At 40.1% G+C, this 21,888-nt stretch carries 22 protein-coding genes and 1 pseudogene; 21 read left to right on the top strand and 2 right to left on the bottom strand.

The features are described 5' to 3' along the window. Positions 1 to 102: 102 nt before the first annotated feature. Positions 103 to 708 (top strand): NADPH-dependent FMN reductase, encoded by a 606-nt coding sequence (locus tag CH377_RS10990; RefSeq protein WP_100723837.1) that lies wholly within the window; start codon positions 103 to 105, stop codon positions 706 to 708. A 275-nt stretch (positions 709 to 983) separates the two neighbouring features. After that, the gene (locus tag CH377_RS10985; protein WP_100723836.1) at positions 984 to 1,382 is read left to right on the top strand and encodes a Crp/Fnr family transcriptional regulator; all 399 of its coding nucleotides are present in this window, start codon (positions 984 to 986) and stop codon (positions 1,380 to 1,382) included. Here the strand turns inward: CH377_RS10985 and CH377_RS10980 are convergent, their stop codons facing one another. Beyond that, positions 1,383 to 2,405, bottom strand: a complete 1,023-nt coding sequence (locus CH377_RS10980; RefSeq protein ID WP_100723835.1) for a GGDEF domain-containing protein — start codon at positions 2,403 to 2,405, stop codon at positions 1,383 to 1,385. It abuts the gene before it with no gap. Between the two features lie 134 nt (positions 2,406 to 2,539). Between CH377_RS10980 and CH377_RS10975 the strand changes: the two genes are divergently transcribed. The 18 genes and pseudogenes from CH377_RS10975 (at position 2,540) to CH377_RS10895 (ending at position 19,629) form a co-directional block, all read left to right on the top strand. Next, positions 2,540 to 3,304, top strand: a complete 765-nt coding sequence (locus CH377_RS10975) for an SDR family NAD(P)-dependent oxidoreductase (protein WP_165780473.1) — start codon at positions 2,540 to 2,542, stop codon at positions 3,302 to 3,304. A 12-nt stretch (positions 3,305 to 3,316) separates the two neighbouring features. Further along, on the top strand, positions 3,317 to 3,832 hold the full coding sequence (locus tag CH377_RS10970) for a low molecular weight protein-tyrosine-phosphatase (RefSeq protein WP_100723833.1): 516 nt from the start codon (positions 3,317 to 3,319) through the stop codon (positions 3,830 to 3,832). Further along, a complete protein-coding gene (locus CH377_RS10965) occupies positions 3,825 to 5,111 on the top strand; it encodes an NAD(P)/FAD-dependent oxidoreductase (RefSeq protein WP_100723832.1) in 1,287 nt (428 codons plus the stop codon). Before CH377_RS10970 ends, CH377_RS10965 begins: the two co-directional genes overlap by 8 nt. Before the next feature lie 50 nt (positions 5,112 to 5,161). Continuing rightward, positions 5,162 to 5,974, top strand: a complete 813-nt coding sequence (locus CH377_RS10960; protein WP_100723831.1) for an SDR family oxidoreductase — start codon at positions 5,162 to 5,164, stop codon at positions 5,972 to 5,974. A 15-nt stretch (positions 5,975 to 5,989) separates the two neighbouring features. Beyond that, positions 5,990 to 6,412, top strand: coding sequence for an SRPBCC family protein (locus CH377_RS10955; protein WP_100723830.1), 423 nt, complete (start codon positions 5,990 to 5,992; stop codon positions 6,410 to 6,412). A 153-nt stretch (positions 6,413 to 6,565) separates the two neighbouring features. Then, complete coding sequence (locus tag CH377_RS10950) at positions 6,566 to 6,931, top strand: PLU-1-like domain protein (protein ID WP_100723829.1); 366 nt, start codon at positions 6,566 to 6,568, stop codon at positions 6,929 to 6,931. Positions 6,932 to 6,975: 44 nt separating this feature from the next. Then, entirely contained in the window at positions 6,976 to 8,064 is a 1,089-nt protein-coding gene (locus CH377_RS10945) for a DUF1574 domain-containing protein (protein WP_100723828.1), read from the top strand. 99 nt (positions 8,065 to 8,163) lie between these two features. Further along, on the top strand, positions 8,164 to 9,450 hold the full coding sequence (locus CH377_RS10940; protein ID WP_100723827.1) for an LIC20035 family adhesin: 1,287 nt from the start codon (positions 8,164 to 8,166) through the stop codon (positions 9,448 to 9,450). 127 nt (positions 9,451 to 9,577) lie between these two features. Next, entirely contained in the window at positions 9,578 to 10,225 is a 648-nt protein-coding gene (locus CH377_RS10935; protein ID WP_100723876.1) for an LIC20036 family protein, read from the top strand. A gap of 11 nt (positions 10,226 to 10,236) precedes the next feature. After that, the gene (locus CH377_RS10930) at positions 10,237 to 11,247 is read left to right on the top strand and encodes an AAA family ATPase (protein ID WP_100723826.1); all 1,011 of its coding nucleotides are present in this window, start codon (positions 10,237 to 10,239) and stop codon (positions 11,245 to 11,247) included. A 14-nt stretch (positions 11,248 to 11,261) separates the two neighbouring features. After that, positions 11,262 to 12,086, top strand: coding sequence for a DUF58 domain-containing protein (locus tag CH377_RS10925; RefSeq protein WP_100723825.1), 825 nt, complete (start codon positions 11,262 to 11,264; stop codon positions 12,084 to 12,086). Further along, positions 12,083 to 12,985: an LB_053 family protein gene (locus CH377_RS10920; RefSeq protein WP_100723824.1), complete on the top strand. Its 903-nt coding sequence runs from the start codon at positions 12,083 to 12,085 to the stop codon at positions 12,983 to 12,985. Before CH377_RS10925 ends, CH377_RS10920 begins: the two co-directional genes overlap by 4 nt. Further along, complete coding sequence (gene batA, locus CH377_RS10915) at positions 12,982 to 13,926, top strand: VWA domain-containing protein BatA (protein ID WP_100723875.1); 945 nt, start codon at positions 12,982 to 12,984, stop codon at positions 13,924 to 13,926. Before CH377_RS10920 ends, batA begins: the two co-directional genes overlap by 4 nt. After that, a pseudogene (gene batB / locus CH377_RS19940) lies at positions 13,923 to 14,921 on the top strand (VWA domain-containing protein BatB); the annotation flags it as partial. The gene batA and the pseudogene batB, both read left to right, overlap by 4 nt. A 9-nt stretch (positions 14,922 to 14,930) precedes the next feature. After that, positions 14,931 to 15,632, top strand: a complete 702-nt coding sequence (gene batC / locus CH377_RS19935) for a TPR repeat-containing protein BatC (protein WP_341865047.1) — start codon at positions 14,931 to 14,933, stop codon at positions 15,630 to 15,632. After that, entirely contained in the window at positions 15,629 to 17,224 is a 1,596-nt protein-coding gene (locus tag CH377_RS10905) for a BatD family protein (RefSeq protein ID WP_100723822.1), read from the top strand. The genes batC and CH377_RS10905 overlap by 4 nt, the downstream gene beginning before the upstream one ends. Further along, positions 17,221 to 19,050: a molecular chaperone HtpG gene (gene htpG, locus CH377_RS10900; protein ID WP_100723821.1), complete on the top strand. Its 1,830-nt coding sequence runs from the start codon at positions 17,221 to 17,223 to the stop codon at positions 19,048 to 19,050. Before CH377_RS10905 ends, htpG begins: the two co-directional genes overlap by 4 nt. Before the next feature lie 57 nt (positions 19,051 to 19,107). Continuing rightward, complete coding sequence (locus CH377_RS10895; protein WP_100723820.1) at positions 19,108 to 19,629, top strand: hypothetical protein; 522 nt, start codon at positions 19,108 to 19,110, stop codon at positions 19,627 to 19,629. On the opposite strand, the gene CH377_RS10890 is transcribed toward CH377_RS10895, so the two are convergent. After that, positions 19,610 to 20,104 carry a hypothetical protein gene (locus CH377_RS10890; RefSeq protein WP_100723819.1) on the bottom strand — a complete coding sequence of 165 codons (495 nt, stop codon included), beginning with the start codon at positions 20,102 to 20,104 and terminating at the stop codon, positions 19,610 to 19,612. The two genes, CH377_RS10895 and CH377_RS10890, sit on opposite strands and share 20 nt — an antisense overlap. Positions 20,105 to 20,213: 109 nt before the next feature. Here CH377_RS10890 and CH377_RS10885 point away from each other — a divergent pair, with 109 nt between their 5' ends. Next, complete coding sequence (locus CH377_RS10885) at positions 20,214 to 21,884, top strand: PhoX family protein (RefSeq protein WP_100723818.1); 1,671 nt, start codon at positions 20,214 to 20,216, stop codon at positions 21,882 to 21,884. Positions 21,885 to 21,888: the final 4 nt, after the last annotated feature.

Below are 21,888 nucleotides of genomic sequence, written 5' to 3'. Positions count from 1 at the left end.
TTTTCTCGTTGGAGAAAAGTAGCGGCTCCAAAACCTGTTCTCATACGACAGTTCGGGCGGATTTTATTTATCATCGCCCGGGTTTCTTAATAAAGGAATAGAATGAAAATTGGAATCATTGTTGGCTCCCAACAAAAAGTATCTCAGTCCGCTAAAGTAGGTGAATTTTTAAATTCTAAATTGAAAGAAATGTCCGTGGAGACTTGGACATTGGATCTGGGGAAAAATCCTCTTCCTCTCTATGATTCTACTCAAACAAATGATAATAAGGTTTGGACAGATCTTTGGAAACCTATTGATGAAAATCTAAAAAGTTCTGAAGGTTTTATCATTATCACTCCTGAGTATGGCGGGATGGCGAGTCCAGCTATCAAAAATTTCTTCCTTCATGCGGGACTTGTTCAACTAGGTCATAAACCTGGACTTCTTGTTTCCGTTTCTTCTGGTAGAGGCGGGGCTTTCCCGATCAATGAGATGAGAGCAAGTAGTTATAAAAATACCAAGATCTGTTATATCCCTGAACAATTGATCTTTAGAGATGTGGAACATCTGATCAATGGAGGGGAGCCTGTTTCTCCGGAAGATAGTTTCATTAGAGAAAGGAGCGGGTTTGCTTTAAAAATCTTAGTAGCGTATGCGGATGCTCTTTCTGAGATCCGTGAGTCTGGTGTAGTCCAGGATCCAAGATTTAAGAACGGAATGTCCTGATTTTAAATTCCTTTTTGAGAATGGGACCAACTTCAGTTTGTATTGGAAATCTATAATGTGACATAATCCAACGATGGTTTGGTGCCGATATACAAAGAGGGGAGGGGAGTTCCTTCCTTCCGGAATTGGCTCAAAGATTGTCTTTTCTAACCCGATGATATATTCTGGAGGCTGTTGGAATTAACGCCTCCAGTTAGGAAACGTAAAGTTTCGAAGTCAGATAAGGACGGACCGGATTTTTAGATATCTCGGTCTAAATCGAAAGTTAGGAATTCATGAATAAAATAAATATCCAGGCCGGCCAAATTATTTTCAGAGAAGGCGAGTTGAACAACTCGATGTATATAATCACCTCTGGGACTGTTGAAATATTTTTTACTCATAAAAACTCGGCCACTCGTTTGGCTTTGATGAAAAAGGGAGATTTTTTCGGTGAGATGGCTCTGTTTAGGGCTAAGCCGAGAACTGCAACTGCAAGAGCAGTAATGGATACAGAAATGGTAGCGGTTGAATCCAAACAACAGTTGGAAAGATACCTTATCGCGAATCCTGAGTTTGCAGCTAAGATGGTGAGAATTTTAGCCGATCGTTTGGCGAATACGAACGAACTTTTGATCTCTAAATTGAACGAAATTACTACGAAAGAAATCGAATATCAGATAGAAGATACCTGATCAGGTATACGTAATGCGGTCTTTGCCAGCCGCTTTTGCTTCGTAAAGTTTTGCGTCTGTGAGCGAGTATAATCTATTACTCTCGTCCGCGTCCGTCGGATATTCTGCCACTCCTCCGGATACTGTGACTTCTATGCCGAAATCGTTTTTAGAGGAATTCCTTAAATAAGTCCTGAATCTTTCGATGGCTACTTTCGCGTTTTCTTTGCTGGTTTCCGGTAAGATGACTGCAAATTCTTCTCCTCCGACCCTGCAGCTGATGTCCTCTGTTCTGAAGGCATACATCAAGGTTCCAGCTACCAGTTTTAAGATATCGTCTCCGAAAGAATGCCCTTTTGTATCGTTAATTTTCTTAAAATTGTCCAGGTCGAATAGGAATAGGCAGAAACTTCTTTTATATCTTTTACTTCTGGTGATCTCTTTGTTTAAGACTAGGTTGAAATATCTTCTATTATAGATCCCTGTCCCTTCGTCTATAACTGCATTCAGGATAATCTCTTCGAAGGAATAGATGTCCACGATCTTAGGGTTTTCGATAAGACGGTTCTTTAAATAAATATAATCTAGAAGGGCTACTACGAAGTTCATACTTCTGCCCAATTGTTTGCTCAGTCCCTCTGCGTGTGCATAGATCTCTTTCCAAAGGGATCTGGCTTCGGATTCCGGTAAATCCAGGTTTGCTATAATTCTAAAAAAGTCGGAGTAGAAATAATCATCCTTCTTCCCCATCTCTTCGAATTTATTTGCGAGGCTGGGAAGTGGAGCTTCCTTATCGTTAACTATCTCTAAGATTGCATTTTTTCTTTCTGAATTGATTTGGCCCAGGCCCTTGAACCTGTCCCTCATTTCTATAAGTTCGTTCCTGGCTAGATTAGCCGTGGTTTCGTGAGCATTAAGGGTTTGCTCGGCTGTAAGTAATTCTACTTCTCCCAGCTTGGAAACTCTTTCATAGAGCTCCAGTAGTTCCTTGAGTTTTTGGATTTCCTCGTCTTTTTCTTTTAGTTCTTCTTGTATATTTCGCATTTTGATTCGGGGTTATAGTCCAAGATCCGTGGTAGGAACTCCTAACTTTCCGGTTTGTTATGGAATACTGGTAAAATAATTCTTTTCCACCCTAGGGGTAAACCAATTTAATGAATTACTTGGCGGTTTCATCTATGTCCAAAGGTCCTCATAAGAAAAAAGTTATTATCACAGGAGCTAGCTCAGGTATCGGCAGAGAGCTTGCTTTATTATACGGAAAGCAAGGTCATGATCTGGCTATCACTTCCAGAAGGAAAAATGTTTTAGAGGATATCGCAAAAGAGATCCGCTCATATAATAAAGGTGGCAAGGTGATTTTAGCCTCCTTGGATGTTTCCGAATCAGCGGATAATTTTAAAGTCCTTCCTAAACTAGCTAAGGAACTTGGCGGGGTAGATCTGTTCATTGCGAACGCCGGAATTTCTACCAACTCTTCTTTCGGTCAAAAAAGTTTTGAAGCGGATAAGAAGGTGATAGATACAAATTTGATCGGTCTTATGGCCGGTATCTCTGCTTTACAATCCATCTTCAGAGAACAGAAAAAAGGTCAGATCGTAGGAATTTCTTCCGTTGCTTCTTTTAGGGGCCTTCCTGGTTCGGCAAGTTATTCTACTTCTAAGGCAGCTGTTTCTACTTATCTAGAAGCGCTACGGGGAGAAGTTCGAAAATTCGGCGTGAAGGTTACCGTTATTCACCCTGGATTTATAGATACTCCGATCAATCAGAAGTTGGAAACCCGCCCTTTTCTTGTTTCCGTAGAAAAAGGTGCTAAAAAAATTTACAATAGGATAGAGTCAGGAGTTCGATCTGCTACTGTACCATGGTTTCCTTGGGCAATGATCGGAGTTCTGATGAGATCTCTTCCTGAGTTCTTATGGGAGAAGATCGGGCCTAGATAAAGGTTTTTGAATATGGTAGGAACTCCAGATCCTTCGAATATCTACAAGGTCCTTTTCGTATGTTTGGGGAATATCTGCAGATCCCCGGCGGCGGAAGGTGCATTCGTGGATCTTTTAGAGAAGAGGGGACTTTCTTCTCTATTCGAAGTGGATTCCTGCGGAACTTCTCGTTATCATATTGGAGAACTTGCCGATCCCAGGACTAGGCAAACGGCCCGCAAAAAAGGAATAGAGCTTACCCATAAGGCGAGACAATTTAAAAAATCCGATTTTGAATATTACGATTTTATTTTAGCGATGGACAGATCCAATAATAAGGATCTGGGAATACTCGCTTCGAATGAAGAAGAAAGAAAGAAGATTCATTTGTTCAGAAAGTTCCAAAAGGGCCAAGGAAAAGATTCAGAGGTACCTGATCCATATTATGGAACTTTAAAGGACTTCGAAGAAGTCCACCAGATCGTTTCCGAAGCTTCGGAAGGATTTCTGGAATACGTTTTGAGTAAAAATGGAGTAAAGAATGCCTAAGGGTGAAAAAAAGAAAGTAGTAGTAATCGGAGTAGGTTTCGGCGGATTGCAGGCGATCAAAAAATTATCCAAAGAAGAAGATTTAGAAATCATCGCAATCGATAAAAAGAATCATCATTTGTTCCAACCTTTATTATACCAAGTGGCCACTGCAGTATTGAGCCCTGCGGATATAGCAATTCCTACCAGATCTCTTATCGGGGACAAAAAAAACGTTACAGTTTATTTGGGAGAAGTGGAGAAGGTAGATATCCAAGCAAAAAAAGTCTTTTTCCAAGGACATTCAGAAGATTATGATTATCTAATATTGGCTGCGGGAGCTAAATCCGGCTATTTCGGGAATGACCATTGGAAAAAATATTCGATCGGTTTGAAATCACTGAAAGATGCTCTTTCTATTAGGACAAAAATTTTAACTTCTTTTGAGCAGGCAGAACTTGCGGGGGATCCCGAGGTAGCTAAAAAACATTTAAATTATGTAATTATCGGTGGAGGTCCCACGGGCGTGGAACTTGCGGGTTCTATCGCGGAACTTTCTCATGAGATCGTTAGAAATGAATTCCATACAATTGATCCCGCTTTGGCAAAAATCACTTTGATCGAAGCTTCTCCAAGACTTCTTGCTGCATTCGCTCCTAAGTTAAGTGAATTTGCAAAGATGCGTTTAGAAAAGAGGGGGGTAGAGGTTCTAACAGGAACCAAAGTTTTGGAGATAGATCAGAACGGAGTCAAGATAGAAGGTAGAACAATTCCTTCTTCTACAGTGATCTGGGCTGCAGGAGTTCAGGCAAATTCTATTGGAGCATCTTTAGGAGCTCCTACGGATAGAATGGGAAGAGTAATGGTGGACGAGTTCTGTAACGTAGAAGGCCATCCCGAAGTTTTTGTAATAGGTGATATTGCTAATTATTCCAAAGGTTTAGAGAAACCTTTGCCTGGTGTTTCTCCGGTTGCGATGCAGCAGGGAAGATATGTTGCTTCTCTTATTAGGGGAGATCTGAAATCTAAAAAAAGAAAACCTTTCCATTATTTGGACAAGGGAAGTATGGCGACTATCGGAAGACAAGACGCAGTTGCCCAGGTTGGGAATTTTAGGTTGAGAGGATTTTTCGGATGGTTTGTTTGGTTATTCATCCATATTTTCTATCAGGTCGGATTTAAAAATAAGATCTCCATCTTCATTACTTGGGTTTGGTCTTATATTACATTTCGTGCAGAAGCAAGATTGATCCAAGACGAGATTGAATCCAACTCAGTCGGGTCTTCTACGCCGAATTAAAGTCGAAAATAATCCTTGAATAGGTCGTACATAATAAAAGAATAAGCTCGATGCGGACTGATCTTTGGAAAGGCAAAACAATCGTAATTACCGGAGGCTCTTCCGGAATAGGGGAAGCTTTATTAGAAAGTTTATCCCGGATCCCTTGCAAGATTATCAATCTTTCCAGATCAGAGCCGGAGCTTGTTCGTAAAATTTCTAAGAAAAAAGAAAAACGTGCTGCGGAAATTTTCCATATCCAAGCGGATCTTTCTTCGGAAAAAGAGATCAACAAAGCAGTCTCTAAATTGGCGAAACTTGCTGATGGCGTCGATGTTCTTTTTAATAACGCAGGCATAACCGCTCATTCTAGATTCGATCAAACTCAGATAGAGGCATTCCGAAAGGCGTTTGACGTGAACTTTTTCGGTCCTGTTTTTCTTACAATGAGGCTTCTTCCTTTTCTGAAAAAGAATAAGGGAGCGGTCATGGTAACATCTACAGTCAGCGGTTTATATGGAGTTCCTGCAAGGAGTGCTTACTCTTCTTCCAAATCTGCGTTACACGCTGTTATGGAATCTGCGCGTATCGAACTCTCCGAAGAAGGTCTTAGATTTATCATATTCTGTCCTCCTTATACCAAAACAAAATTAAGAGCAAATGGTATAGACGGAGACGGCCAGATATTGGGAGAATCTCATTATTCCGGCAAAAGTAAAACTCCAGAAGAAGTTGCAGAGAAGATGATCCTTTCTATTGAAGATCCAAACTCAAGACTTGTTGTGATGGATAAAAGTGGGTTCTTTATGAAATGGATGAGGAATATTTCTCCTTCCTTTTTAGAAAAGGTATTATACAAAAAACTTTATAAGGACTTTCATTAAAGGACTTAGATCTATATGGAAACTAGAAGCATCATTAAAGAATTTAAATATGATTTTCCTTTGGAAAAAGTTTGGAGTGCTGTTACTGTTAACGAGGAGTTAATCCATTGGTTGGCGGATAAGGTAACAGGACGTCCTAAACTTGGCGGTACTTTCTCTTGGACTTGGAATTTAGGCCCGGAAGGAGAACTTACTTCTACAGGTATTTATAAAAAGATCGTTCCTTTCCAAGAGTTAATACTCCAATGGCAAGATCATCCGGCAGGTGATATAGAGCTCAAACTAGAGTTCGAAAAAGATGGTGATGATTCTACTGTTCTGAAACTCACCAACTCAGGATATCCGTTGGGAGAAAAATTCGATTATTGGATAGAAGCTGCTTCCGAAGGCTGGGACGAAGAAAGTATGCATTTACTCCAATACCTCAGGAAGAACTAAAATATCTCTTTAGTGTGGGATTATGTTTTTACTTTCCGCTTGAACTCTCGGGTCCTTAAAAAAATATGACATTAGGGCCCCAATTATAGGGTGTTCGCGGTCTTTTCTCCATAAGAGGCCAAGGCTGCGAGCTGCTTTTCAAGGCGGTATACAGTGAACTTACCAGAACTAGATCCTTATTTTCAAAGTCTTACGGATATCACAGATACGATTTCGATCTTAAACTCTCCATACGAGTCCGAATTCGATTCAGATATCTCTAAGATGGAAAACTTTTTAAATGAGATCCAATCCAAAGATTGGCTCGCAACAGAAAAAGAATACTTTAACTTATTCACCAGCCACTTTTCCTTTCATATCAAAATAGTAGAAGAGATCGTTCGTGAAGCCAGAGAGATCTTGGATCCTGAGCGTCGTATACATGTAAAACGTTTGGTAGGATATTGCAAAACAACCGAAGAATGGTTGGCAGACCTTCAAAAACGCCGCAGAGCTACCGAAACTCTCGCAACTGCTTGATATAATCTATTGACATCCCCGGTCAGCCGGGGAGTCTTGAGTTCGTGTCAGAGAACGAACTCCAATCGAAAGAAAAAATTAATTTTTTCACCCATCCTTTTCTCTTTTATCCCGTACTTCTTTTTATATTCATATTCGCTCTAGATAAAATTTTCTTTTTGGATAAGGTCAGAGACTACGTAAAAGTAGAATTAACCTATATCTATTATGACGTTAAACAAGATCTTCTAAAAGAGATGATCTCAAAGTTCGGCAAGAACGCAGAGAAGAAGTCCGACAAAAAGTTAGTACTTCTTATGGGCTCTTCCAGAATGTTATACTTCAAAAATGAAGAGATCCTGGACTTCTATCCTGACTGGGAAGTGTATAATCTTTCTTCTGCAGTAACTACTCCCGCGTATTATCTATATTTTTTGGAAAGGTTATTTGAAGCAGGTGTAAAACCAGACTTTCTAGTATTGGAAGCGGATCCTTTTCAATTTAATGCGAATAGTACTACATTCAAAAAATCGAATTTAGCGAATAGTTTCGATCTTAGATTTGTTCTTTCCAATGCCTGGGATCTAGGTAAGGAGAATGTGAACTATTATCTTGGGAATTATTTTTTCGGAGTTAGTAAGAACAAACCTTATCTCACTAACGTTTATGCTCACCTAGCCAGTAAAAAATTTGAGAAAGCAGATCTAATTAAAAAGCTGACTGTTGATTCTTTACATAGAGATAAAGGAAATGCGATCTCTCCCGCTGGTGGTTTTATGGAGAAAGATTTCGGCAAATTAGAAGCGAGCTCTGTTCGCACAATCGGTTGGATCTATCCTAAATATTCTCCTTCCGAGATGCAATTCTCCTTTTACGAAAAGATCCTAGATAAAGTGAAAGTCGAGGGAGTTCCTACCTTAGTGGTCCGTCCTGAAGTTTCTCTCCCATTGGAAAATCTTCTAAAAGAACTGAATATCCCGGCTCCATGGTGGGAACGGATCCGTCCTATCAACCAAAAGTTCGGAATTCCTATCATAGATATGGCCGAAGTATCCGACTACGACTGTAATACCTTTGCGGACAGCGGTCATATGGCGGTGGACTGTTATCGTCCATTCTTACGCTTCTTAAGAATGAGATATCCTGGAGAGTAATCCTCTTCTTTCTATATATTTCGCCGGGGAAAGGAGGTTGACGAGAAGAATTGTCTGCCTTAATTTTGCTTCGTTAGATTTTCCCCAAAAGGCGAACCCATGAAAAAAATTATATCTACAGCGGTTTCAATTTCTCTTTTGATCGGTTGTTCTTCTGCGAGTGTCGTTGAGAACAAGGGCAAAAATGTCGAGTTCCAAATTTTAGAGCCGAATATCAGAATAGAAAAATTCAAAGAAACATTCAATATAAAGGCAGAAGGTCCGGTCAATCTGGACTGTTCCGGTAAACCTTGTACTCCGGACCAAGCGAGCGCATTAACTCCTGATCAGATCAAAAAACTAAAACGTAACGGCTCCTGGAAAGAATACGTAGAAAAGGAAGATCTTCAAAAAAATAAATTCTCTGTACTGACCCGCGTAGGTGATTACAAAGACGATAAAAGAGAAGGTATCTGGAAAACATTATACGAAACAGGAGAAACTTTAAGAGAAACTCCTTATGTTGCCGGAGTAAAAGAAGGCGAAGAGAAAAAGCTCGCTAAAGACGGAACCCAACTTGAAAGCACAATTTATAAAGCTGACAAGAAGAATGGACCATACTGGTCTAAAACTGATAAAGGGATCTTAAGCGACGAAGGAACTTACGCAGACGATAAAAAAGTAGGGACCTGGAAAGACTTCTATAACGAAGACGGAGCTAAAAAATCCGTAATCGAATTCAAAGACGGTAAAAAAAGCGGTAAAGAAACGAATTATCATAAGGACGGGAACACTGTCTCTTCCGAAGGAAACAATTCGGATGATCTAAAAACGGGTTATTGGAAAAACTATTACGATACTGGAACTCCTCAGTCCGAAGGTAACTACGCTCCAAAAGGTACCGGTGCAGATAGAAAATCCCTTCGAATAGGAGCTTGGAAAGAATATTACAAAAACGGAAAAGTATTTGCAGAAGGACAGAGAGATCATACCCGTAAGGGAGATTGGACCTTCTATTGGAGTACTGGGAATCCTGCGTATAAAGGAACCATGATGAATGAAATGATGATGAGTTCCGCAGAAGTATATGATAAGGACGGAACGATACTCGGAAAAGGAAAACTTCTTTTCGATCTTCTTCTTATGGATGAAAAAACGGACGAGCTAAAGGCAAAATACAAGCCTGATTTCCCGTTTGCATATTATAAAAATGGCAAGAAGTCCTTTGAGATCGCTGCAAACGGTACTGCGGTCGAGTATGACGAGTCCGGAGCAAAGATCGGACAAGGTCCGATTATGCCTGGGACAAACCAAAAAAACGATTGTTGGACTACTGCTCAGGGTAAAAAATATTACGTGAACGGTAGAGAAAATCCTAAAATGGGAGAGTTACAAGGCTGTAAGTGATCTTTAGCTTTAAGTAACTCGGTTTCTTAAGTATAAAAGCTCGGGGGGAATGAACTCCGAGCTTGCAATATTTAGAAAGGCTTTTCTCACTAGAAAATTCTTCTCCGAACTGTGTTGGAATTCCAACATGGATCCAGAACGGAAAAAGGGAATCCTCGCCTTGGAAAAAATTATCACAAATAACGATCTAAAAAAAATCAGCCTAGGAATACTGGTCGCTGCTCCTCTATTCTTCCTATTAGGATATTTTCTTCGAGGATGTAGTTCTGTAAACCGTCAGGCAAAGGTAACTTATAGCGGCTCCTTCACAGAAGGGACCTTAGTTTCATTAAATTCTAAAAATGTAATATTGCAAGACCCCGATTTTTCGATCCCTCTGGAAACAGTGGAAAAGATAGAATTTCTGGAAGATCCCCAAAGTTTAAATCCAAACCAGGTACCTTTGAGTGACTCTGAAAAATCCTTCGTAGGGACTTATAAAATACAGATCGGGACTCATAAGGGTGTATTGAGTATCTTTCCTCGAAAGACCGGAGGAATTGGAGCTACTTTACGTTTTACGAATTGGGGGAAAGGATCAAATGAGATCCTGACCGGTATCCGGGTCGCAGGTAAGTCGATTCGATTTGTAAGATCTTGTGCAGGAGCAAGATGTTCAGAGATAGGAAGTAATGTTCCTTTTACTCAAACGTATAGTGGAGACTTGGACGGTAAAAAAATCCAAGGGGCATACCAAGGCACAAATAGTTCCGGCCGCTGGATTGCGGAACGTTAATAGGAAATATTATGGAATCCATCGCCAAAGATCGTGAGAACACCCCTTTATCTGAATCAGATATCCATTTTGCAAAAGATACATTAGACAGGATTCGCCAGGAATTGACCGGAGAGATTACCGGCCAAGAAGCAGTAGTTAAAAATCTGCTTATTTCTTTGGCCTGTCAAGGTCACGTTTTATTGGAAGGAATGCCTGGACTAGCAAAAACACTTTTGGCCAAATCCTTATCTTCTGCATTAGATTTGGATTTTAAAAGAGTACAATTCACGCCAGACCTTCTTCCTGCAGACTTGATCGGAACAGTCGTGTTCAATCCTAAAAATGGAGAATTCACCACACGTAAGGGGCCAATCTTTACTGGAGTATTACTTGCGGACGAGATCAATAGGGCTCCGGCAAAAGTGCAATCGGCTCTTTTGGAATGTATGGAAGAAAGAACAGTCACCATAGGAGAGAACACTTTTCCTTTAGAGAGACCTTTTTTGGTGCTGGCTACTGAGAACCCGATAGACCAAGACGGGACTTATCCGTTGCCGGAAGCACAGATGGACCGTTTTTTTATGAAGGTTCTTGTGGATTATCCTGATATGGATGAGGAGCTTGCGATCCTTGAGCAACATGGTAAACTTGCAGCCGGTCCGAAACGTATTAAAAAAACTGCAACTGCTAAAGACGTGTTAAAGATCTCTTCACTTGTAGATAGGGTCCATGTGGAACCTAAATTAAAAAGTTATATAGTTCGTTTAGTGCGAAATACTCGTCCGGAAGAAAAGACTGTGCCGGATCTTCTACCTTATGTAAAACATGGTGCTTCTCCTAGAGCGAGTTTGAGTTTACTGAAAGCATCCAAAGCGAAAGCTTTATGGGAAGGAAGAGATTATGTTGCTCCGGAAGATGTGAAGGCAGTTCTTCCTGAGATACTTCGCCATAGAATTTTACTTACATTCGAAGCAATTTCTGAGGACGTAGGGATTGAGTCAGTGGTCCGGATCGTTTCGGACGCGACCCAGGTGCTCTGATCTAATCGACTAAAATGTTCCGTAAAGAATACCAAAACCTGATCCAACTTTTGGATTTTAAGGAGAGAGGATTTTCTCTTCGGAATAGACAAGGTACTGCCTCAAGCTCCAGAAAGGGTAGGGGAGTGGACTTCAAGGATGTTCGCCCGTATGCTGTTGGCGACGACACAAGGCTCATCGATTGGAATGTAACCTCTAGATTCGGAGAGTTGCATGTAAGAGAATTCTACGAAGAGAAAGAAAGACTCGGAGTTTTTTTCTTAGATGTTTCCGAGTCAATGGATTGGAGTAGTTCAGAATGGACTAAGTCGGAGAATGCTTTCCAGGTTTTAGCTCTATTAGTTTTACTTTATGTACGAAAAGGAAATTTAGCTAAGATCTTACTATATTCTGATCGATTGGAATGGGAAACTGGTTATATCCGAAACACTGAAGAGGCTCTTTCCGCATTAGAAAAAGTCCGATCTTATCCTCATCGAAAACTGAAAACGGATCCTAAACTTCCATTTATACTCCTAAAGAATAGGATCAGAAGATACACAGATTCTTATATACTTTCCGATTTTCACGGGCTCCCTTCTTTAAAAAAACTCACAGGTCTCAGAAAATTCCATACTTTGCATGCGATACGATTTAAAGATCGTTTGGAAGAAAATGCTCCTAGAGGATTTTTCCAATTTTTCTTATTAAAAGACCCTGAAACAGACGCGACCCCTACTCCCGTAGGTGGAAGTATTAAGAAAAATCTGGAATTCTTATTTAAGTCCAGGTGTTTGGAACTAGAAGGAAAAGATACGGATCCGAACAAACTTCTTGAATACTGGAGGAGTATGTCATGAAGGCGGGGAGTAACCGTCTAAGATCTTTGGATCGTATTCAGTTTTTCTACTATTCATTTTACTTATCTCTGCTACTCTTCGCAGTTCCTTCCTTTGCCTGGAAAGAAGATTGGGAACCTAAGGAAGTAGGGATCGGAGAACAGGCAGAATATCTGTTGGAGTTCCAACAGGGAGAAGTCCAGGAACCGGAAATACCTTCTAAAGGAATGTATCCTGATCCGGATTCTCCGGATCTTCCTTTATTCGAAGTGATCTCGTCCGAGGTTTCGGATACAAAGATCAAATTGAGTGTTGCATATTATACTTCCGGAAAATTTTCTCTTCCCATTATTTGGAAGGATAGGAACGGAAAAGAATTCCGTTCCGAAGTTGTTCTGACTGTTCGTTCTTCTTTAGGGGAGAAGGACAAAACTCCCGAGGAGATATTGCCACCTCTTGAATTTTCGGGGAAATACGGCTGGAAATTAGCGGCAATCCTCGCCGGTTTAGCCGCATTAGGTTTGGGAATTTTTTACGCATGGTATCTGAACCAAACCGCATCTAAAAGGACTATGGACGCACTCGTAGAAGCTGATCCATGGGTTCAGAAAATCCTAATATACGAAAGTAAATTGGACGAGATCATCAATTCTCCTCCGGTATTCGCCAGAGTCTTTTATAGGGTTCTTTCCGGATATATCCGAGAGAATATGTCCAAAAAGATGAATGCTCCATTCGCACATTTAACTGAGGCGGAATTATTCCAACGTATTTATGATTCGTTCGGATTGGAAGAAGAGGAAGTTCAAAACTGGGAGAATACTTTCCGTAAGGCGCAATATTCCGGAGAAGAAGTCGAGATCTCTTCTGGTGAAGCATTGAAGGCATGGGATTATTGGAAGGAGGCGCTTTCCAAATGACGGAATGGGAATCTCCATATTATCTTTTTCTAATTATTCCGATCTGGGTTTGGACTTTCTATTCATATTGGAAAAAAGAAGCGGCCTTAGGTATAGAACTTAGGATTCCTGGGAAGGTTCAATCTGCAACGTTCTCCTTAAAACGATTTCTGTCTTCTGTGACACCATTAATCCGGCCAATTGTATTGACATTGTTCGTGATCGCGGCCGCAGGTCCCGGAAAAAGATATAGATTCCTTCCGGATGAGACCAAGGGAGTGGATATCATTTTGGCATTAGATGTCTCCGGTTCCATGTCCAAGAGTAGGGACTTTTTGCCAGAGACTCGTCTTGGAGTTTCCAAAAAATTACTCAAAGAGTTTATTAGAAAAAGAGAAAACGATCGCTTGGGTTTAGTGGTATTTGCAGGAGGAGCTTATCTACAATCTCCTTTGACAAGCGACAGAGAAGTATTAGAAGAAATATTAAGCCAAGCAGAAGAAGAAACAGTCCCTGAACAAGGAACTGCTATAGGCGATGCGCTTATCCTCTCTTGTTATAGATTGCGTAGGTCGCCTGCAAAATCTAAAGTGATCGTACTTATAACGGATGGTGCCTCTAATACCGGACGTATAGATCCAGTAACGGCGACCGAGATCGCAAAAGGTGTAGGAGTTAAAATTTATTCCATCGGTATAGGAAAGGAAGACCAATCTTACGAAGTAAATTTTGAAATTTTGGATATACTTTCTAAGAGAACAGGAGGAGTATTTTATAGGGCGGAAGATATCAGCGAGTTAAGAGAAGTTCTAGCTTCCATTGACTCTTTGGAAAAAGATCTTTTGATCCTCCCTCCGGAAGAAGTTAGAGAATCGGAGTCCTTAATTTTTCTAACTTACGCGCTTGCGTTATTGGGTTTGGATCTACTTGTTCGATCTTGGGTGTTTCGGTATTACGTATGAGCGAAACTTTTTTAGAATCTTTCTGGATCTCGCTTGGACTGATCTTCTTTGCTTATTCTTTATTTAAGCTTGTATTTTATTTTTATTGGAACCGCTGGAAAAAAACCTATCCTGGCTTGCCGAGAGAATCAAAGGTTCCTGCTTTTTATATAGTACTTACAAGAATCTTGTTACTCGCTTCCGTATTTTATCTCTCTTATTTTGCTTATCAAAGAACTGAATCAACCAAGTCTAAGGAAGAGGAAGTCTCCAAAGGTGTGGACTTTCTATTTTTGGTGGATGTAAGTCTCTCTATGCAGTCTGTGGATACTCGTCCTTCTAGGATTATTAGAGCGAAGGAAACAATTTTGAGACTTCTTCCTCAGTTGAACGGGAACAGATTCGGTATGATCGTTTTTGCTGCTTCTCCATTTGTATATTGTCCTATGACTTCCGATGCTCGTGCATTTTCGGAGTATGTAAGAGGTTTGGATGTGGATATAGTTGGAGACAGAGGGACAGATCTGAAGTCCGCGTTTAGAAAAGCGGAAGAAGTTTTGAATTCCAATCAGGTTTTAAGAAATCGTATTTTGGTCTTGATCTCTGATGGGGAAGATATGGATTCTCCGGGAATTGTGAAATTTCCCGCGGAGGTTTGGGTTTGGTCCGTTGGAACTCCAACCGGAGGACCTATCGGATATTCTGAAGACGGATCTCGCGTATATGGTTTCTTAACAAAAGACGGATCCTTGGCTCCTTATGAAAATTCACCGGGTGTTATTATCTCTAAATCCAATCCCGGGTTTTTAAAAGAATTAGCTTCTGCAAATGAAGGCAGATTTTTGTCCTTGGATTCTGAAAGTCCTGAGATCTCTGATATAAAATCGTGGATCGGTTCCATGGAAAAAAATACAGGGCAAAGAATTCGTAATTTGAGAAGGGCAGAAGGTGCTAAAAAGTTTTTAATACCTGCGCTTCTACTTTTATTATTCGATTTTTTTGTATTAGAGTTCTGGGGAAAATTTTTGATCAGAATTTCCAAAAAAGTCGCTCCTGCTTTATTGATTCTGTTTTCACTTTGGGGAAGAGATGTTTACTCTTTTGAATTGGATCCAGGCGGAAATCGGATCAAGGAAGGCAAAAATTCCTACGAACAAGGTGATTATAAAAATTCTTTAGAAAGATATAAAGAAGCGGATCCATATTTTCCGGAAGATCCTAGATTGGAATTTAATCGAGGAGATTGTGAATACAGGTCCGGAAATTTAGATAAGGCAATACGTCATTTCGAAAAGTCGGCGGATTCAAAAGATTCGACTTTAAGAGCACAATCTCATTTTAATTTAGGAAATTCTTATTTAAAGTTGGGAGATCGTAAAAAAGCGGCGGAACATTATCTTCGATCCTTAAAAGAAAATCCTAATTTAGAATCCGCCAAAAAGAACTTAGAGTGGTTACGCAAACTCCCTCCCCCGGAAGGAAAAGAAGGTTCCGAAAACAAAGAAAGTGCATCTGAGGAAAAAGAAGATAAGTCTTCCGCATCTAAACAAGGTCCCAAGGGAAAGGAAAAATCGGATAAACAATCCAAGTCAGGGACAGGAAAGGACCAGAAAGATAAAAACAAATCAAAGATGGAAGATGAATTGGATCGGATCATGGAGTCCATGGATTTGGATTCGGTAAAAAGAAGAAGTCCAGGTTCTAGGAATAAAGAGGTGTTCTGGTGAAACGTTTCCTTCTTCTTTTATTATTGGGAGCTTTTCCATTATTCGCACAAGGGTCCAAATTTTATCTCAGCCAAACTAGGGCAGATCTGGGAGATGCAGTATTTATCATTTTAGAAACAGAAGGTGGTGCCCAGGTCCGTTTAATAGAAAAGGAATTTAATGGCCAAGGGATAAAAGCAGTCTATTGGGGAACTGAAGAAAATACCAGCATAGTAAACTTCAAAGTATATCGCAAAAAACTAATTAAGTATAGACTAACGGTCTCTGCGCCTGGGCGCTTTTCTGTTCCTGAAATAGAAATAGAAGTAGACGGGCAAAAAGTGGAATCAGGGATGATGGCCTTGGAAATTTCTCCCAGAAGTTCCACGGCCAATAAATCTTCCGGATTTTTTTCCAATCGTTACTTTTTCAGCGAAGAAACGGAAGGTCCTGAAGACGGAGACTTGAAAGTATTATTCAGAACAAACAAGGACCAAGTTTGGGTAGGGGAGCCTATTTTAGGATTTTTCACCTTATATTACAGAAACGCGATACGTCCTTATATAGACCGGGATTTTTCCAGCTCCATCGAATTTCCTTATTTCAGGAGTGAGGCTCTTTCCGGAATCAATCTTTTAATCCCGGAACAGGTAATTTACGAAGGATTAGAATTTGAGACTGCGGTTTATAATAAGGAAACCTTTATTCTGACACCATTGAGGAAAGGGGAATATTCCTTAGGCTCTACTGTATTTCATTTGGAAGGAAGGCAACAGTCATTCTTTCATATGAGAAGTATTAAGACTGTCCCGAGTAAAATTTTCGTAAAGGATCTACCTTCTCCTTCTCCCTCTGAATTTAAAGGAGCGATCGGTAATTTTAAAATAGGTTTAGAAGAATATCCTAAGGCGGCATTTTTAGGGGAACCTTTTCAGTTTAAGTTAACTATTTCAGGGAATGGAAATTTATCTTCTATTAAAGATCCTTTATTGAGTGTATGCGATTCTCCTTGTTATCCTGAGATCACTTACTTGCAAACAAGACAACAAAGAGATTTCAGAGAGCTTGGTCCGGGAGAATTCGGATTTTATCTAAATCATTCTTACCATTATTCTGTTCTTCCTAAAAAAGAAGGTGTTTGGAAACCGGAGGATCTGAAATTTACTTTTTTCAATCCTAGTTCCGGAAGATACGAATCGGTTTCTCTTCGTTTTCCTGGTTTGGAGATCGGGCCTCCTAGACCGAAACAGGAGATTACCAATGAAAATACGGGAAATAAGGGAGGATCTTTTTTATTAGTGTCCGTTCTTCTTTCCTTCGTATTTGTGGGAGTAGGCACGTTTTGTGTTCTGACACTGCGTAAGAAGTATCAAGCTGAAGCAATATTGAAACGACTTGACCTCTGGATAGGTTCCAAAAGAGGTTTTGTTTTGAAACATTCCGTGATGACCAAGGGATTGCCTGAAGAAGAAGCAAGTCTTCTCGCAGGTTGGAAGTCCGACACGGCCCCATTGACTGAAACCTATAAAAGTTTGGGACCTTCTTCCAAAACAACTCTGATTAGGATCTCAAATTGGTTGTCTGATAAATTGAAAGAGGAGGGATCCGAATGAGCGAAGAAGTAAAAGGTAGGATTTCCGTAGAAACGGAGAATATTTTCCCTATCATTAAAAAATGGTTATATTCTGAAAAAGATATATTCTTAAGAGAGTTGGTTTCCAACGCGTGTGATGCGATTGCTAAACTTAGAAAAATCTCCTTGAACGAGGAATTCGAAGGAGGGACTGACTATAGGATCGATTTGGACTTCGACCAAGAGGCCAGGACCTTAACAATTCAAGATAACGGGATCGGCATGACCGACGAAGAAGTGAACCGTTATATCAACCAGATCGCATTTTCCGGTGCCGAAGAATTCGTAAAAAAATACCAATCAGAAGGGGACAAGCCTGAGATCATAGGCCATTTCGGTTTAGGGTTCTATTCCAGCTTTATGGTTTCTTCCAAGGTAAAAATAGAAACCAAGTCGTACAAGAAAGGAAGTGTTCCCGTAGTTTGGGAAAGTGAATCAGGTACCGAGTTTTCCCTAAAACAAGGGGATAGATCCGAAAGAGGGACCAAGATCAGTTTATATCTGGACGGAGACTCGGGAGAATATCTAGATTCTTGGAAACTGAAAGAGTTAGTTCGTAAATACTGCGACTTTCTTCCTGTCCCGATCTATGTAAAAGAAGAGAAGGCGAATAAGCAGACTCCATTATGGAGCGAACAACCTTCTTCCGTTAAAAAAGAACAGTATGATGAGTTCTATCAGTATCTATTTCCTTTTGCAGGAGAACCTCTGTTTCATGTTCACTTAAATGTGGATTATCCTTTTAGGCTGCAGGGAATTCTGTATTTCCCAAGACTTAAACATGAGTTAGATGCAAATCGGATGGGGATCAAACTCTATTGTAATCATGTATTTGTATCGGATGAAGCAAAAGAGTTAGTGCCTCAATTTTTAACCGTTCTTCAAGGAACTCTGGACATTCCGGATCTTCCTTTGAATGTCTCCAGATCTTACCTACAAAATGATCCTTTGGTAAAAAAGATCTCTTCTCATATCGTCAAAAAAGTTTCAGACAAATTACAAGAAGAATGGACCAAAAACCCGGAAGAATTCCGCAAGAACTGGGATGAAATTTCCCTATTCGTAAAATACGGAATGATGACGGATGAGAAATTTTATGAGTCCGCAAAAGATCTGATATTCTTCCGATCATCTAACGGTGATTTAACGAAACTGGAAGAATATGTAGAAAGAAATAAAGAAAAGAACTCGGGCAAAGTATATTATGCGGGAGAAGCTGAACTTTCTTCCGTGTATATGGACCTTCTTAAATCCCAAGGACTGGAAGCTTTACTTGTAGATTCCCGTATAGACAATCATTTCCTACAGTTTTTAGAAGGTAAAAATCCAGATTGGAAATTTCAAAGAGTGGATTCTGAACTGGCGGACCAAGTTTTGGATAAGGATGCAAGTCCTGATCTTGCAGACCAAGATAACAAAACTACTGAAGATAGACTTAAGGAAATTTTTACTAAGGCTATTGCAAGAGAAGGTGTAGAGATCAAAACGGAGGCTTTGAAGTCTGAAGATATTCCTTCCGTGATTTTATTGCCGGAACACCTAAGACGTTTAGCGGAGATGGGTCAGATGTATGGGCAGAAGCCCGGGGATTTCCTAAAGAATCATACTCTTCTTCTGAACCGCCAATCTAAATTGGTCAAAAACATACTTGGTCTTTCTAAAGGTGTACATCCGGAGAAGGCGGAAAAATTAGCCCGTTCTGTGTACGATCTTGCATTGTTAGGCGCAAAGCTAGTTGGAGAGGATGAATTGAGTGATCTGATCCGCCGCCAAAGGGATCTGCTGGAAGATCTTTCCTCGGATTAATTCCGAAAAAAAAGGAGGGAAATCGGAGATCGTACCGATATTTTTATTGGTACCGGTATGCGGACACCGATTTTCCTAATTTTGATCATTTCTGTTTTATTACCTTTTGGGGCCCTATATTCGCAAGATACGGGGAAAGGGAAACCTGTCGAAACCGAAGGAGAAGTCCATAGTGACTTAAAGTCGTTGGACAAGGAGTACTTTGAATATTATTTCAAAACTCTTCCAAATACGGATATTATAGAAAAAGAGAAATTAGAATATAATTTGATCCGTTCTCTAAAATTCGAATTAAAAAAGGTCGATCCGGAAAAAATGAGTCCGGAAGAATTGAAAAAGGTCAATTCGAGTTCGGTGCGTTACGAAAGGGTGTTCGAGGATTCTATTTGGATGCGGGGTATACGCAAACAAATGGGCCATATACGTTTTAAAGAGTATATGTATGTGATCGTGTATAACAAATATTATTGTTTTATTTCTTATGAAATGAACCCTTCCAGATATATTCAAACTCCGTTTCAAGTTCAATTGATCTTTAAAAGAGATAGTAATTATAATACTACTCTACCTCAGCCTTAAACGTTCTGAAGTAAAGACTGACTAAAACCAGTCCGAAAGAGAACAAGATCCCAAATAATAAAAAGTCCTGCATAAAGCCGAAACCTGGAGGTGGGGCAGTATTTCCCACAATCCTTCCTAGGATCTTTGTTTTTCCGAAACTATTCCAAACTAAGGTGCGGACCTGAACCGTATCTCCCACTCTCATTCTTCTATTGGTGGTTTGATCTACTTCTTCAGTGACCTCGTGTTTTTTGCCTTGTTCGTCGGGCACCAAATAGGTGTACACATTTACGGTTCTGCCTAACTTATTGAGCTTTGTATTTTCTACCAGAACACCGAACTCTTTGTTTCCCGGAAGAGATAAGTTTTTATAGATCGATTCTAAACTTTTGTTTTCCCAATAAACTGCGACGGAAAGAGGAAGAAAGAACGCAAGAGAGATCCAGCCCATGATAAAAAGGATTTTATAGAATGGGGTAGAGTTCGTTTTCATTCTGAAGCTTTATCATCTTTTTCGATAGGGATTATTACAACCAAGTTTCCTTTTTCTGTAGGAAGAAAAAACGAATGGTCCAAAGAGTCAGGTGCATTATTTTTAGGATATGAAGGTATCTAGATCGGACTTTTTAAAATACATGGGAAAAGGAATGCTTGCTTTGACTGCAGTCCGGACTTTGGATCTACTTTCGGAATCTACAAAAGAGCCTTCTAAAAAAGTACAGTCCACACATACTTCTTCTCCCAAAACAAAAAAGGATATTTCTTCCAAAATTCCGGGAAGTAATTTTAAACCTCTAAAGCCTAACACTCAGGACGATCTAATTTTAGCGGCCGGTTTTACGTACGATCTGATCGCAGTTTATGGAGATAAGATCAATTCTAGGGGGGACACTTTCGGTTATGCTGCTGATTTTAACTGCTTCTTTCAATTTCCGAATGATCCAAACTCGGCACTTCTTTGGACCAATCACGAATACTTAAACGAATTAGAATATTATGTAACCGGTTATGATTATAACCAAAAAGGTCCGAATAATAGAACGCCGGAACAGATCGAAAAATATCTGTACTCATTAGGCGGTTCAGTGATCGGACTGCGTAAATCCAAGGGGGCCTGGGTATTAGATCCTGAATCTAAATACGGAAGAAGGATAAATGGAAGGTCGGAATTCCAACTGAAAGGACCTGTGGCAGGTTCTGAAACGATCTCAGGTAAAACAAAAGTATATGGGACATTCGCAAATTGTTCGGGTGGACAAACATTATGGAATACGGTTCTTTCTTGCGAAGAGAATTATGAAATGGTGGTAGAAGATTGTAAGCTGGAAGATTCAAAGGAATACGGTTGGATCATAGAAATAGATCCTTTTGATCCTTCTTCCACACCGGTAAAACATACTGCACTTGGGAGGTTTTCACACGAGAACGCCGCATTAACTGTTTCTCCTTCCGGAAAGTTAGTCGTGTATATGGGAGATGACTCTAAGGACCAATGTGTATATAAGTTTATCTCTGAAAAAAATTACGATCCTAAAAAGGGAAAATTAAACTCCGAACTTTTGGAACAAGGGACTTTATACGTAGGTAATTTCGAAAAATGTGTATGGGTTCCGTTAGATCTGGAAAAAAATCCGAATCTTAAAAATGCAAAAGATAAAGAAGGAAATCCTAAATTTAAGACGCAAGCAGATGTGTTAGTATCATGTAGAGATGCTGCAAAAGCCGCAGGTGGAACCCCGATGGATAGACCGGAAGACTTGGAAGTCCATCCATTAGATAAATCTGTTTTTGTATCATTTACCAATAACGATTCTCATGGAAATTTTTACGGACAGATAGTTCGTATCAAAGAAGAAAATTCGGATGCTGAATCCGTTCGTTTCGAATTCGAAGTGTTTGTTGCTGGGGGAGGGAAGAGTGGATTTTCTTCTCCCGATAATTTGGCTTTTGATTCTTCCGGAAATCTTTGGATGGTGAGCGATATGACTACACGTTTACTCGGTAAATCCATCTTCAAAAAATTCGGGAATAACGGAATGTTCTTTATTCCTACAAGCGGAGAAGATGCGGGAAAAGCTTTCCAATTTGCTTCCGCTCCAATCGGTGCGGAACTAACAGGTCCATGGTTTACACCCGACGAAGAGTTTTTATTCTTATCTGTGCAACATCCAGGAGAAGATACAAGGGATTACGATGTTCCTACAAGTCGCTGGCCTAGAAAAACGAAGGGAGATATTCCTAGGCCAGGAGTGGTCGCGATTAGAAGAGCTTAGTTTG

It is taken from the genome of Leptospira haakeii, assembly GCF_002812045.1.
Taxonomy (GTDB): domain Bacteria; phylum Spirochaetota; class Leptospiria; order Leptospirales; family Leptospiraceae; genus Leptospira_B; species Leptospira_B haakeii.
This window is presented reverse-complemented; position numbering and strand designations above follow the sequence as displayed.